Source organism: Duncaniella muricolitica (assembly GCF_910574735.1).
GTDB lineage: Bacteria > Bacteroidota > Bacteroidia > Bacteroidales > Muribaculaceae > Duncaniella > Duncaniella muricolitica.
In genome coordinates this window covers 1-13,533 of sequence record NZ_CAJTCF010000090.1, presented here as the reverse complement: position 1 = coordinate 13,533, position 13,533 = coordinate 1, and the positions used below count along the sequence as shown (strand labels likewise).

Genomic DNA, 13,533 nt, shown 5'->3' with positions numbered 1-13,533 from the left:
GAGAATCGAATATACGAACTAATCTCGAAAAATTCCAGATTATTCTAAAATATTCAATTCTCAGAGGCTTTAATCAGAGGAGTTCTGCAACACCCTCTTTCCTTGCCCCTGACGGGTACAAATCAGCTACTAATGTTTTGCAACACCCTCGGTTATCGTGAGAGGGGGCTGTATCAGCTATCACGCCCGATAATCGGCGTCCTGGCGGACGCCATCATTGTATTGTGTCATTTGTCCGGGCACACCTCCGCTGCGCTTCGGTGTACCCGGTTACGACCAAATCTGCGTCCTACGGACGCCCTTGCGGATGTAGTGTGGTATGCACAGGATGCCTGCGGACGCCCTTGCGGGATATAGAGTGGCATGCGTGGGGGCTGTCCGGTTGCTGATGTCTGCTGACGCATATGCCAGGGGCTTTAATCTATGATGCACCGAGATTTCGGCTTGAGCCTTAAAAAGTCAAGATAATAGCGAGGAGGGAAGTATCCGTTGACGATACAGTCTCCCCGCTATTATCTTAACTTTTTTAACTCCCTTAACTCTTTAAACTATCAGAAGATACCATAAATTCGATTTCGACGATGCCGAGCTGGCATTTCTTGGCCGGCTTGGTGTCCATTTCGTTGGCAGGGCCGCCGCCAAGCTCTTTGAGGGCAAAGGCGTCCTTCTCGGTCATGGCTCCTATCTGACGGATGGTTATCTCGTCGGCCTTGACTATCTTGTCGGGCCTGATGTGGACATAGCCCAGGCCTTTGGGGGTGTAGCCTTTCCATACGAGCTCTTTGCCCGCATAAATCTCTATCGGATAGGAGCGTTTGCGCCATCCCGACAGTTTCATCACTATGTCGTCGACCGGAGCCTCATGCTCCAGACGGAATGTTATCCATGAGTTGGCCAGAACACCGTCGGAAGTCCATGCCGAGGCTTCATTGTCGTCAATGGCATTACCGGCTTTATCCTGTGACGAGCCGGCCCGGATGGAGCTGACACCCACACTCCCGGCGCGATTGCGGCAGGAGGGGGTGAGTGGCGTAGGGCCTTTGTCAAGACGACCTTTGAGCGTATGGGCAGGGATGTATTCGCCAAGTCCATTTACGACCTTGACGGGCAATGTCTTCATGGTCACCACTGCGTCAGGGAGCCCTTGGGCTTTTGCGGTGACTTTGATTTTGCCGGGTTTCACGGTGCTGCGGAGCAGTATGCGGTTGACGCCACACTCCACGGGGAGGCTTTTGCTCAATATGTAATTATCGGGACCCTGGGCTATGCCGCCACGCCATTCGGCGGGACCGTCGACCTCAAAGCTGACCATGCGGTTGTCGAGCGGACAACGACGCCCCCGGGCATCGACCACCTCAACCTGCACCAGCGACATGTCGGCCCCGTCGGCATGGAAGCCCTGAGGATTCTCTATCGCGGTCAGAAGGAGCTTCCGGGGCTCGCCGGCTGTCTCGATTTTATATCGGCTCGCCTCCCGGCCGTCACGATAACTTACGGCCTCGAGTGTGCCGGGCTCAAACTTAACATTGTCAAACGTAAAGAGATAATCATATTCCCGCTTGCCGTGGCCGAGCGAACGGCCGTTGACAAACAGCTCGACATCATCGCCGGTGGAGACCACATAGACGGGCTTGACGATGTCATCGCCGTAATTCCAGTGGCCTATTATATAGGTGCGGTCGCCCTCGTTGTCAACCCATGCGTCAGCCCACATCACCTGATGGGCATAAAAGCCGTCCTTGGGTATGCGCATCGGGTCGGTGACTCCCGAACGGCGGTAGTTCTCGGCTCCGCGATAATGGGTGTTGGTGTCGGAGAAGACTATCTTGACTCCGCCACTGTTGCAGCGTGTCCCCGCTCCCGGACGCTCGATCCAGTAATCATACCAGCGGCGCACGAGTTCGACGGCCATACGGTCCTGATTGTGGTTGTAGTCCGAGGCGTCCGCACCCTTATAGAGCGGGCCCTCCCCCTCTTTATGGAAGGGATAGGAATATTCGTCCCAATACTTTCTGAGGCCCTCGTCGCGACAATACTCCATGGACCACATGGGGTGTTTGGCCGAGCGGTTGACATAAAGCATCTCGCCTCCATACTCGGCGTTGTCAATATCCAGCATCTCGCGCGAACCGATGGCGCGGCCGCCGTGCGGGTCATAACGGTCGCGTATGGCCTTCATCGCATCCATGTGTTCGGCACTGATGCGGAAGTTGCCCGACTCATAAAACAGGATGGAGGGATTGTTACGGTTATAGATTATGGCATCGCGCATCACCTCCTCGCGCTGCTCCCACTGACGCCCCTGACGGTCTTTCTCAGAGTCGCCCGCCGGCATAGCCTGGATGAGACCGACGCGGTCACACGACTCGATATCCTGCTTCCAGGGGGTGACGTGCATCCAGCGTACAAGGTTACCGCCCGACTCGACCATGAGTCCGTTGGAATAATCACTGAGCCACGCCGGCACGGAGAGCCCGACGGCCGGCCACTCGTTGGAGGTGCGCTGGGCATAGCCGTGAATCTGTATCATGCGGTCGTTGAGCCATATCCTGCCCTCGCCAAAACGTGTCTTTCTGAATCCCGTGCGTGTGGTCACCTTGTCGATGCTGCGCCCCTTGTCGTCCACGAGCTCGGTGTCCACATCATAGAGATAGCCGTAACCCCAGCTCCAGAAATTCAGACCGCCTACACGCCCGGAGGCTTTCAGGACGCCTGTCTCGCCGGGGGCGAGGGTGAGCCGGCCGCCATCGAAGGTTTTCACCTTTTTGCCGTCGGCATCCCTCAGCGTCACGCGATAGGAAAGCGTGGCGGGGGTGCCGGAGTCGTTTCTGACCTCCGACTCGGCATGGATGTCGGCCGCCCTGCCCCTGATGTCAAAATCTGACGCATATACATATACGCCCGTGGTGTTCAGACTGCTGTAAAGCGGCAATGTCTGATAGACCGCCGGAGTGACGTGAAGCCATACGTTCTTGGGTATGCCGCCATAGTTGGCATTGAAGTTTTTATCATTCCACTGAAATGTAGCATTGGTGTGGCGTTCCCTGTAGGCCCAGTCATTGTCGATGCGGACGGCTATCACATTGTCGCCCTTCCTGATGTAAGGGGTTAGGTCATAGCCGACGGCCATGATGCCGTTTTCGTGAAGTCCGAGCCGATGGCCGTTGAGATAGAAATCGGCACCCTGGCGGACGCCCTCAAATTCGACAAACACTTTGCCGCCGTCAAGCCGCGGGACGGAAAAATGCTTGCGATACCAACTGACCGTATCGGTAAGCCGCTCGATGGAGAGCTTAAAGGCTTCGTCCTCATTGAACGCATGAGGGAGAGTGACACGCTTCCATTGGCTGTCGTCGGTCCCGGGTCGCTCTCCGTCGGGCACATCGCCAACGGCTACAAGCCAGTCGCTGTTGAAGTTGTATTTCTTTCTTTCGCTCGCATGCGAACCCATTGACGCTCCGATAATCAGGCACGCAATGATAATGACCGTTTTAAATTTCATGATTGATTTAGAAGGTGATGAAACATGAGAGTTTGCACGGTGAAGTTACGCAAAATTTTTCAATCCTCCATGCCGGAGAGATTTTTTAGACTGTAAACGCGACATTATCGCACCATTTCGGGCCGGATCATGGCGTAATTTTGTCAGCAAAACCCGCCATCATGAAAACCATCACCTATTCAGTCCTCGCCCTCCTTGCCGGCGTATGTATCGGCAACTTTCTCCCCGACAGTTGCCGTCTGTTCAGCCGGTCGTCCACCCCGCTTTACGACACCATTACCGAACTGCGCATCGACACCATAGTGGTTCACGACACCATCCTCGCCACAATCCCCTCATTTGCCCAACGACCCTCACCCCGCACCGTCATCCTGAGCCGCAAGGATGTGACCGTCTGCGACTCCGACTCACTGCGTCTGCGCGCCGTGCAGCGCGTCTATGCCGACTCGACCTTCCGCGCCGTAGTCAGCGGAGCAGACCCGCGCCTCGACACACTCGTCATATTCCGCACCCTCCCCACAGTCACCCACAACGTCACCACCCGCCTCGCGCCGACAGGCTGCGGGCCGCGCTACTCCACCCGCTGGTCGCTCGGCATCACGGCCGGAGCCACCCTCACCCCTCACGGCCTCTCCCCCGGCCTGACCCTCGGGGTGAGCTATCGCCTGTGGCCGTAGATGTTGCGGGCCACGGTGGCGGCGGCTGAGGAGGATGTGAAGAGGCGACGGCACACTTCGTCATAGCCCTCGAGCTGCGCCCGGCGTGCCGGTGTGTCGGTCAGCAAGGGGGTGAGCTGCGCGTCGACGGTGTCGGGCGTGCAGTTGTGCACGAGCATCTCGGGAATGATCCATCCGCGCACTCCGGTGCGGACGGCCTGACGGTTCACTTCGTCACGCGCCTCGCGGTCTATGCGGCCGGTGACGAGATTGGGCAGCGAGCAGTAAGGAATCTTCAGTATGTGCATGAACAGGTCGTGGGCCCATTTCCACCCCACGGCCCTGTAACACACCACCTGGGGCGCACCGGCCAGCGCGCTCTCGAGCGATGCGGTGCCCGAGGTCACGAGTGCCGCACGCGAGTATGACATCAGACGGAGCGTGGTGGCGTGGATGACGGGATAGTCGGTAAACCGTCTGTAGACCTCGACATCTATCGACGGGGCTCCGGCCACCACGGCCTGCATCTCGGGATGACGGCGGGCCACGGCGTCCATCACCGGCAGATTGGCTTTAATCTCGCCCATGCGGCTTCCGGGCACGAGGGCGAGAACGGGGCGTGTGTCCAGACCGTGAATCTTCATGAACTCTTCTGCCGGGGGCATGGCGGCCAGGGCCTGCTCCACCTCCTCGACCGACGGATTGCCTACATACTCGGCCTTGACTCCGCGCTCGCCAAACCATTGTGGCTCGAAGGGGAGGATGGAGTAGAGACGGTCGACATACCGGCGAAGTTTCTTTATGCGATACTCCTTCCAGGCCCACAGCTTGGGGGCTATGTAATAGTGTACGGGTATGCCGAGTCCATGGGCATACTCGGCGAGCTTGAGATTGAAGCCGGGATAGTCCACGAGCACCAGTGCGTCGGGGCGCATGGCGGCTATGGCCCGCTTGGCCTCGGCGAGATTGCCGAGCACCTCGGGCAGATGACGAGCCACGTCGATAAAGCCCATATAGGCCATGCGGCGGTAATGGATCAGGGGGTCATGGCCGGCGGCCGCGGCCATCTCGTCGCCGCCGAGAAAGGCTATCTCGGCCGACCCGTCGAGCCGGCGCAACTCGCGTATGACCTGCGCGGCATGCACATCGCCGGAGGCTTCTCCGGCCGAAAAGAAGTATTTCATGAAGACAAATCTACAAAAAAATAATGACAATCTAAAGAATTTTTGTTAACTTGCGTGTTGTTTTATGCAGACACAAGCATCACACGATATGAATCACCCCACGTTTCACCACCGCCCGCTGCTCCTGCTGCTGCTCCTGTCGCTGACACTCCTGTCGGCTTGTGCCTCCACTCCCATACGCGGCACCCAGAAGGCCGACCCCGAACGGATGTATCAGTATGTGGCCTCGCGCAACCCCGACTTTTCGCGCGAGGTGGCCCAGGCTTTTTATGAAATAGGGGAGCTCTACGGCATACGCGGCGACATAGCCTTGTGTCAGGCCATAATCGAGACGGGATGGTTCAGGTTTGACAACGGCACGGCTGTCTCGCCCTCGGCCCACAATTACTGCGGGCTCGGCGTGAAGCGTCGCGGCGACAAGGGGTGCAGCTTCAAGTCGGTGCGCGAAGGGGTCACGGCCATGATACAACATCTCTATGCCTACTCATGCCGCGACGCCATACCCGACGGCGAGGATATGCTCGACCCGCGTTTCTCGTTTGTCACCCGCGGCTCGGCCACTTCGTGGGAGGCTCTCTCGGGACGATGGGCCATGAACAGGCATTACGGACGCAACATACTCAATATATATAAGAAGATGCTCGACCATGAGGTCACACCCATGATAGTGCAGGTCATCGAGGTCGACATTCCCGACCATCTCATGACCGATGACGAGCTGCTTCACGACAACAACTTTTTTGAATGAAACAAAGCGAAATACTCGACAACATACGCCTCCGCACCCGTGTGGAGCAACTCAACCCCATGCAGGAGCGCATGGCCCGGATAGCCACCCGCGGCACCTACACACTGCTCGCGCCGACCGGCTCAGGTAAGACTCTGGCTTTTGCCATACCTCTGCTCAAGAGCATCTATCCCGCCGCGGGCCACGTGCAGGCCGTGGTGATAGCCCCCTCGCGCGAACTGGTGCTGCAGATAGCCGAAGTGATACGCCCGCTGGCCACCGGGCTCAAGACTGTGGCTTTTTACGGCGGCCACTCCATGCAGGAGGAGACCGCCTCGCTGGCTGTCACCCCCGACATCATCGTGGCCACCCCGGGCCGTCTGCTCGACCATCTGAAGCGCGGACAGATTGACCTCGGGGCGGTGTCGACACTTGTGCTCGACGAGTATGACAAAGCCCTCGAACTCGGGTTTGCCGACGAGATGAAGCGTGTGTGCAAGCGTCTCACCGGCCTTCGCCTTGTCATTCTCACCTCTGCCACCCCTCTGGCCGCCCTGCCCGACTATCTCCCTGCCTCGCACCCCGAGACCATCGATTTCAGCGACTCCGACACTCCGCGCCGGCGCATGCAGGTGGTGAGGGTCGAATCGCCCTCGCGCGACAAGCTCACCACGCTCTCCGACCTGCTCCACTCGCTCTCCAACGGGCGCGTCATCGTCTTTGCCAACCACCGCGAGAGCGTGGAGCGCATATATGACTATCTCAAAAAGGAGGGGCTACCCGTGGGCATCTATCACGGCGGACTCGACCAGAACGACCGCGAGAACGCCATCGTGCAACTGGCCAACAACTCCACCCCCATACTCATATCGACCGACCTCGGAGCGCGCGGTCTCGACATCCCCGAGCTGTCGGCCGTAATCCACTATCACATGCCCGTCTCGCCCGAAGCGTGGACCCACCGCAACGGCCGCACGGCGCGCCATAACGCCGAGGGCGACATCTACGTCATCACCGCCGAGGGCGAGGACATCCCCTACTATATCACCACCGACCGCGACTACGCGCCCACGCGCCGTTCGGCCGACCCGATACGCTCCGACACTTCCACACTGTATTTCAATGTGGGCAAGAAGGAAAAAATCTCCAAAGGCGACATCGTGGGCTTCCTCATAGCCAAAGGGGGACTCACCGCCGCTGAGATAGGCACCATCACCCTGCGCGACCACGCCGCGCTGGTCGGTGTGCCCCGCGCCAAGGCCCGCAGCCTCGTCGACACCCTTGCCCGCGAACGCATCAAAAACACCAGAGCGAAAATATCACTGTTGTGATATTTTGGAGTTGAAAGTTTAGAGTTTAGAGTTTAGCATGACCCTCTATATCACCGATCTCGACGGCACCCTTCTCGGCCCCGACAGCCGGGTGAGCGGCGAAAGCGCGCGCATCATCACCGACCTGTCGCGCCGCGGCGCACTCGTCACCGTAGCCACAGCACGCACCCCCGCCACCGTCGAGCCGTTGCTGCACGACACTCTCACCACCATCCCGGCCATCGTTCTGACCGGGGCCTCGATGTGGGACCGCTCACGCCGTGCCTACCTCGACCCCATGACCCTTGCCGCCGGTAGTGCCCGACAGCTTGAGGCTACATTTCTCAGTCACGGCATCAACCCGTTTGTCTACAACCTCCACCCCGACGGCACCATGCAGGTGCTCCACTCGCCGGAAATGACTTCAGACGAAAGCCGTTTTTACGACGAGCGCAAAGCTCTCGAACTGAAGAAATTCATCTTCCGCGACGGTCCCCACTGCCCGCCCGGTGAGACCGATGACACTTCCGCCTCCACGGTAATACTCATGCTCGGCATAGGCGACACCCCTGCGGTCAGCCGTCTTGCCGACACGCTGCGCCTCGACCCGCAGCTATCCGTCTCGGCCTATCCCGACATCTTCACGCCCGAGCGGTCATATATAGAGGTATTCCGCTCCGGCATCTCCAAAGCCGCCGCCGTGCTCAGGCTCAAAAGGATGGTCGGAGCCGACCGCCTGGTAGTCTACGGCGACCACCTCAACGACCTGCCCATGTTTGCCGTGGCCGACGAATCGGTAGCCGTAGCCAACGCCCTGCCTGAAGTGCGCGCCGCCGCCACCCGCACCATCGGCCCCAACACCCTCCCCTCCGTGCCCCTCGACATGGCCCGCGACTTTGACGCAAACGTCAATCAATCCCGTCAGGCCCATTCACCTCATTAGTGACCTCATTAGGCCCATTCTCCACGATTTTAATCTCTTTTTTCTTTTGCAGTTAGAAAACTTTTTTGTAATTTTGCCCCGCAAATTTTAAATTTTACCAACCAAAGAAACATTAACAACATGATCATCGTACAAGTAAAAGATGGTGAGAGCATCGAGAAGGCTCTGAAGAAGTTCAAGCGTAAATTTGAGAAGACCGGCATCGTGCGCGAGCTCCGCTCACGTCAGGCCTTTGAAAAGCCCTCGGTGACCAACCGCAAGAAGATGATGAAGGCTGTATACGTACAGCACCTCCGCGCTACCGAGGAATAATCTTCCCGCCACGCGCAATTTCATCACCCGAGCGAACCGAAACCCGCAAAGCTAACTAACCGAAAGGAGGTAGCATACCGAGTAAGGACATATCACCTGAAATTTATTTGAAATATCCATAACACCGATAACGGTGAGGATTTCCTACACGACAAGAAATTCTCATCGTTATTGTTGTGCATTATAGAGAGTCTTGACAGACCTCTCACGACACCTCTTTATATCTTTATGAAATGAAACGACCGTCGGCCTTCATACGCCTCATCGCGCTGCCCGTGCTGCTGCTTGCAGTCTGGGCCGGATGCTCGCGTCAGGCAGCAGTCAATGAGGACGCGCTCTACATGGCCGGCGACATAGAGATATATCCCGACAGCATAGTGATCGACGGCCGGCAATACACAGCCGTCAACCGCTCCGAAATCACCGGCGACTGGGCTGCCGAGCCACGCCACACGGCCTCGGCCGCCTCGCTGCCCGCCCTCACATCATCGTCACGCATGGCCGAAGCTCTCTATGCCAAAGGACTCAGCCGCTATCACGACGCACCACTCTCTCCGCTCGACATATATCTGTCAGGGGCGATACTCGACCCCGCGCGCTCCATGGAGACACTGCGCTCACTGGCTCCTGACGGCATCATCAGCCGCCCGGGATTCCCGCTGACCTCTGACAACGAGGCCTGGGCCGCCGCGGCGATGGAGGTGTATCACGCCACCGGGTCGGAGGACTGGCTCAAAGAAGCCTACCGCATCATCACAGCCTCGCTCATGGGCCAATCAGCTCCGTTGAGAGCCGGCGACGGACTCATCCGCGGCCTCCCCTCCTATCTGCAACGGCTCAAGGGCTACACCCCCTCATGGATGGAGCCGGTAGACCGCTTTCAGATAGTCGCCCTCTCCACCAACACCTGGCATTACGCCACTCTCAACACAGCCGCCGCGATGGCCCGCCTCCTGCGCCGCAAAGCCGAGCGGGAGTGGGAAAGCATGGCCGTCAGGACTCGCAACGCCATCAACGACAACTTCTGGGTGCCGTCGGCATCCTATTACGGACAATACATGTATGGCGACATGTGGCGGGTGCTCTCCCCCTCGGCCGACAATTTCGCCAATCCGCTCACAGTGATACTGGGCATCGCCACCCCTGAAATGGCCTCGCGCATAACCTCATCGCGCCCCATGCTGCCCGAAGGGATCCCGACCGTAAGCCCCATACCGGCCGGCGGCGAGGCGGTGACCGACCCGCGCGTGCAGACCCTCAACGGCATAGCCGCCTCACGCACCGCCGACGAAGAAGCCATGCTCGCAGCCATAGGGACAGTGTGGCAACAGTCGCTCGGCCCTGACATCAGCACCGAATGGCCCACACTCATGCTCCGCGGCATCATGGGCATATCGCTCACCGACGAGGGCATGACCTTCGCGCCGATAGTCCCGCAGAAACTCGGGCCGCGCCTTTCGCTCTCGGGGCTGCGTTACCGCGAAGCGGTGCTCGACATACACATCCACGGCTCGGGCGACAAGATAGCATCGTTTGCCATCGACTCGCTGCGCCAGGCCGCTCCGCTGGTCAACGCCGAACTCTCGGGCCGCCACAGGGTCGACATCACCATGTCGGGCAACAGGCTCTCCGACTCACCCGCTTCCGTCAAGGCCGAGGCTCCGGCCGAGGCTCCTCCGACACCGCGCGTCTACTGGAGCGACGGACGCAACGGCAAGATTATCAACTTTGACCCCGCCACAACCTATGAGGTGTATGTCAACGGCATACTCTCCGAGACCCTCAACTCACCGACCTATGCGATGATCGACACGGGCACCGCTGTGATCGACATAGTGCCCGTGCTCAACGGAGTGAGCGGCTACGCGCCCCGCAGCCACATCTCGGCTCCCCCCTCGGCCCGCATCCACATACCGGCCACGGCCATAACGCCGCGACGTCCGCCGCTCCACCTGATACGCAACCGCGACAGGGCGTCACACTACATCGAACTGGCCGCCCGCCACAACACGCGCCTCACATTTTACGTGCAGGCACCCTCCGACGGCGATTATTTCCTCCACATAGGCTACTCCAACGGCTCGGGCGAGACGGCCATGCGCACTCTCGAGGTCAACGACAGCTATGCCGGCACACTCGTGTGTCCGCCCATACGGCAGGGCGACTGGCTCACGACGCGCCCTTCATCGACTCTCGTCATCAGTCTGCGCAATGGGGTCAACAAACTGTCGCTGTTCTACGTCAACTCAACCATTCTTCTTCACGATATATACCTGCTGAGAAAATGAAACGCATAGGTCTTATTTCCGACACACATTCATGCTGGGACGACCGCTACGCCTCACACTTCGCCGGCTGTGACGAGATATGGCACGCCGGTGACGTCGGCGACATCTCCATCATAGAGCGGCTCGAAGAGATAGCCCCCGTGGTCAGGGCCGTGAGCGGCAACATCGACCACGGCACCGTGACACGCCGCTGTCCCGAATATCTATGCTTCGAGACCGAGGGCGTGCGCGTATGGCTCACCCACATAGGCGGTTATCCCGGACGCTATGCCCCGGGCGTCGAGAGCAATCTGCGGCGCAACCGCGTCAAGCTCTTCGTCAGCGGCCACAGCCACATACTCAAGGTCATGCCCGACCACCGTCTCGACCTGCTGCACGTCAATCCCGGAGCTGCCGGCTATCACGGATGGCAACAGGTGAGGACACTCGTGCGCCTCACCCTCGACGCCGGCACCATCACCGGACTCGAGGTCATCGAGCTGGGCCGCCGCTCCGACCGATAGCCGCCGCGTCCTCATCACGGCACATCCCGCCGGCCCAATCATCAACCTCCCCCCCACCAATCTGTCACAGACTCCAATTCCAATCATCCCAACCTTATGTTTTTCAACAGATACAAGCAACAATACCGCAGCAATCTCGCACTGGCCTTCCCCATCGTGCTCACACAGCTCGGACAGATACTCACACAGGTAGCCGACAACCTCATGGTCGGACAATACGGAGGCGACAATCCCGAACCGCTGGCCGCCGTATCGTTTGGCGGCATGGTCTTCTTCATCCTGTTTATCGCCACCATAGGCGTGGCCATGGGCATGACCCCGCTCATCGGCGAGCTTTACGTGCAAGGCGACAGAAAACGCTCCTCGGCCCTGCTGCAGAACGGCATGGTGTTTTATCTCCTGCTCGGCATCATGATCACGGTGCTGCAATATGCCACCACGCCGCTGCTCTATCACCTCGGACAGCCCGAAGAGATAGTCGATATGGCCATTCCCTACTACCGCATGCTCTCGCTCAGCATGCCGTTCATGATGATATTCTTCTCCTTCAAGCAGTTTCTCGAGGGTGTGGGCAACACTCGCGCCGAGCTCTATGTCACCATCGTGGCCAATATCTGCAACTGCTTCCTCAACTGGGTGTTTATCTACGGTCACTTAGGTTTTGCCGAAATGGGCACGGAGGGTGCCGGACTCGCTACACTCGTGGCCCGCATCAGTGCGCCGATACTGATATTCAGCTACTTTGTCTACTATCCGTGTTACCGTCAGTATCTGCGCGACTTCTCCATGCGCCACTTCTCACGCCAGAGTGTGCGCCGTCTGCTCCAGATAGGCCTGCCTATATCCATGCAGATGTTTCTTGAGTCGTCGGCTTTTGTGGGCATAGGCATAATGATGGGATGGTTTGGTAAAGAGGCCATGAGTGCCAATCAGATAAGCATCACTCTCGGCAATTGTGCCTTCATGATAGTCATATCCATCGGAGCGGCTACGACCATACGTGTGTCGCACTGCTTCGGCCGCCGCGACATCGGGCAGCTTGCTCTCGCGGCCAAGGCTTCCTATCATCTTGTGTTGGTATGGAATACTTTTGCGGCTCTCTTTTTCATCACTCTTCGCCATATCATCCCGACCATGTTTACCACCAACGCCGAGGTCATCGCCATAGCTTCCGACCTTCTTATCTTCGCGTCGCTCTATCAGCTCTCGGATGGTCTGCAAAACGTTTCGGTCGGTATACTCCGCGGCCTTCAGGATGTCAAGATCATCATGCCTATCGCTTTTATTTCCTATTGGCTGCTCAACCTCCCCATTGGCTATCTGCTGGCGTTTACTCTCGGCATGGGCCCGTCGGGCCTGTATCTCAGTTTCTTCTTCGGTCTGACGGCGGCGGCCCTGCTGATGATACTCCGCATACGCCGCGATATACGCCGCCTCAGCCGTAATACACCTAAGGAGGATGTTGCCTGACCCTGGATGTAACAAGATGTCTTTCAGACATCTCCCCCACACATTTCTTTTTCCGTAAGCACCCTGAGCCTTCCAGGCTCAGGGTGCTTACGGCTATCAATCTCCTGATGTTCCTGTCGGGACATCCTGTTGATACACGTCTGTATCCCAGGCAACTACCCCACCGACGCACGCTCGAGGTATCCTGTCGACGGGGTGTGACACATACTATGGACAATAGTTTTACATCATGGCTGCGCACCACTTTTATAGGCTTTTATTCGGCTCAAGCCGAAATCCCGGTGCATCATAGATTAATGCCCCTGGCATACGCGTCAGCAGACATCCGCAACCGCACAGGCCTCTATATCCCGCAAGGGCGTCCGCAGGACGCAGATTATATAGTAACCGGGTTCACCGAAGCGCAGCGGAGGTGTGCCCGGATAAATGACACAATACAATGATGGCGTCCGACAGGACGCCGATTATCGGGCGTGATAGCTGATACCCCCCTCTCACGATAACCGAGGGTGTTGCAGAACTATTCCTCAAAAAAACAGCAAAAGCCTCAACTTTCACAAGCTGAGGCTTTTTTATGTCCATAAAGTTTTGTAACTTTATGGTATTCAAAACTATTGAATACAAAGTTAATGTATAAG

10 protein-coding genes are annotated in these 13,533 nt (G+C 58.1%); 8 read left to right on the top strand and 2 right to left on the bottom strand.

Translation table 11 applies throughout. From position 1 onward, the window contains the following. Window positions 1–535: 535 nt before the first annotated feature. A complete protein-coding gene (locus QGT73_RS15200) occupies window positions 536–3,502 on the bottom strand; it encodes a glycoside hydrolase family 2 protein (RefSeq protein ID WP_280122992.1) in 2,967 nt (988 codons plus the stop codon). 161 nt (window positions 3,503–3,663) lie between these two features. Between QGT73_RS15200 and QGT73_RS15195 the strand changes: the two genes are divergently transcribed. Next, a complete protein-coding gene (locus QGT73_RS15195; RefSeq protein ID WP_280122991.1) occupies window positions 3,664–4,179 on the top strand; it encodes a DUF6808 domain-containing protein in 516 nt (171 codons plus the stop codon). Here QGT73_RS15195 and QGT73_RS15190 read toward each other — a convergent pair. Then, window positions 4,161–5,342 carry a lipid-A-disaccharide synthase gene (locus QGT73_RS15190; protein ID WP_280122990.1) on the bottom strand — a complete coding sequence of 394 codons (1,182 nt, stop codon included), beginning with the start codon at window positions 5,340–5,342 and terminating at the stop codon, window positions 4,161–4,163. The two genes, QGT73_RS15195 and QGT73_RS15190, sit on opposite strands and share 19 nt — an antisense overlap. Window positions 5,343–5,430: 88 nt before the next feature. Here QGT73_RS15190 and QGT73_RS15185 point away from each other — a divergent pair, with 88 nt between their 5' ends. From QGT73_RS15185 to QGT73_RS15155, 7 genes are all read left to right on the top strand, one after another. Then, the gene (locus QGT73_RS15185) at window positions 5,431–6,090 is read left to right on the top strand and encodes a glucosaminidase domain-containing protein (protein ID WP_280122989.1); all 660 of its coding nucleotides are present in this window, start codon (window positions 5,431–5,433) and stop codon (window positions 6,088–6,090) included. Further along, the gene (locus QGT73_RS15180) at window positions 6,087–7,400 is read left to right on the top strand and encodes a DEAD/DEAH box helicase (RefSeq protein WP_280122988.1); all 1,314 of its coding nucleotides are present in this window, start codon (window positions 6,087–6,089) and stop codon (window positions 7,398–7,400) included. The genes QGT73_RS15185 and QGT73_RS15180 overlap by 4 nt, the downstream gene beginning before the upstream one ends. A 37-nt stretch (window positions 7,401–7,437) precedes the next feature. Continuing rightward, on the top strand, window positions 7,438–8,322 hold the full coding sequence (locus QGT73_RS15175) for an HAD hydrolase family protein (RefSeq protein ID WP_280122987.1): 885 nt from the start codon (window positions 7,438–7,440) through the stop codon (window positions 8,320–8,322). Window positions 8,323–8,442: 120 nt separating this feature from the next. Further along, complete coding sequence (rpsU, locus tag QGT73_RS15170) at window positions 8,443–8,634, top strand: 30S ribosomal protein S21 (RefSeq protein WP_123616961.1); 192 nt, start codon at window positions 8,443–8,445, stop codon at window positions 8,632–8,634. 233 nt (window positions 8,635–8,867) lie between these two features. Further along, a complete protein-coding gene (locus tag QGT73_RS15165) occupies window positions 8,868–10,922 on the top strand; it encodes a hypothetical protein (protein ID WP_280122986.1) in 2,055 nt (684 codons plus the stop codon). Continuing rightward, on the top strand, window positions 10,919–11,425 hold the full coding sequence (locus QGT73_RS15160) for a metallophosphoesterase family protein (protein WP_280122985.1): 507 nt from the start codon (window positions 10,919–10,921) through the stop codon (window positions 11,423–11,425). Before QGT73_RS15165 ends, QGT73_RS15160 begins: the two co-directional genes overlap by 4 nt. Window positions 11,426–11,521: 96 nt before the next feature. Then, the gene (locus tag QGT73_RS15155; protein WP_280122984.1) at window positions 11,522–12,895 is read left to right on the top strand and encodes an MATE family efflux transporter; all 1,374 of its coding nucleotides are present in this window, start codon (window positions 11,522–11,524) and stop codon (window positions 12,893–12,895) included. Window positions 12,896–13,533 lie beyond the last annotated feature (638 nt).

What these genes read in the sequence shown, in the direction of transcription:
- QGT73_RS15200 (WP_280122992.1), bottom strand. Translation starts at nt 3,502, where the DNA reads ATGAAATTTAAAACGGTCATTATCATTGCGTGCCTGATTATCGGAGCG.
- QGT73_RS15195 (WP_280122991.1), top strand. Translation starts at nt 3,664, where the DNA reads ATGAAAACCATCACCTATTCAGTCCTCGCCCTCCTTGCCGGCGTATGT.
- QGT73_RS15190 (WP_280122990.1), bottom strand. Translation starts at nt 5,342, where the DNA reads ATGAAATACTTCTTTTCGGCCGGAGAAGCCTCCGGCGATGTGCATGCC.
- QGT73_RS15185 (WP_280122989.1), top strand. Translation starts at nt 5,431, where the DNA reads ATGAATCACCCCACGTTTCACCACCGCCCGCTGCTCCTGCTGCTGCTC.
- QGT73_RS15180 (WP_280122988.1), top strand. Translation starts at nt 6,087, where the DNA reads ATGAAACAAAGCGAAATACTCGACAACATACGCCTCCGCACCCGTGTG.
- QGT73_RS15175 (WP_280122987.1), top strand. Translation starts at nt 7,438, where the DNA reads ATGACCCTCTATATCACCGATCTCGACGGCACCCTTCTCGGCCCCGAC.
- rpsU (WP_123616961.1), top strand. Translation starts at nt 8,443, where the DNA reads ATGATCATCGTACAAGTAAAAGATGGTGAGAGCATCGAGAAGGCTCTG.
- QGT73_RS15165 (WP_280122986.1), top strand. Translation starts at nt 8,868, where the DNA reads ATGAAACGACCGTCGGCCTTCATACGCCTCATCGCGCTGCCCGTGCTG.
- QGT73_RS15160 (WP_280122985.1), top strand. Translation starts at nt 10,919, where the DNA reads ATGAAACGCATAGGTCTTATTTCCGACACACATTCATGCTGGGACGAC.
- QGT73_RS15155 (WP_280122984.1), top strand. Translation starts at nt 11,522, where the DNA reads ATGTTTTTCAACAGATACAAGCAACAATACCGCAGCAATCTCGCACTG.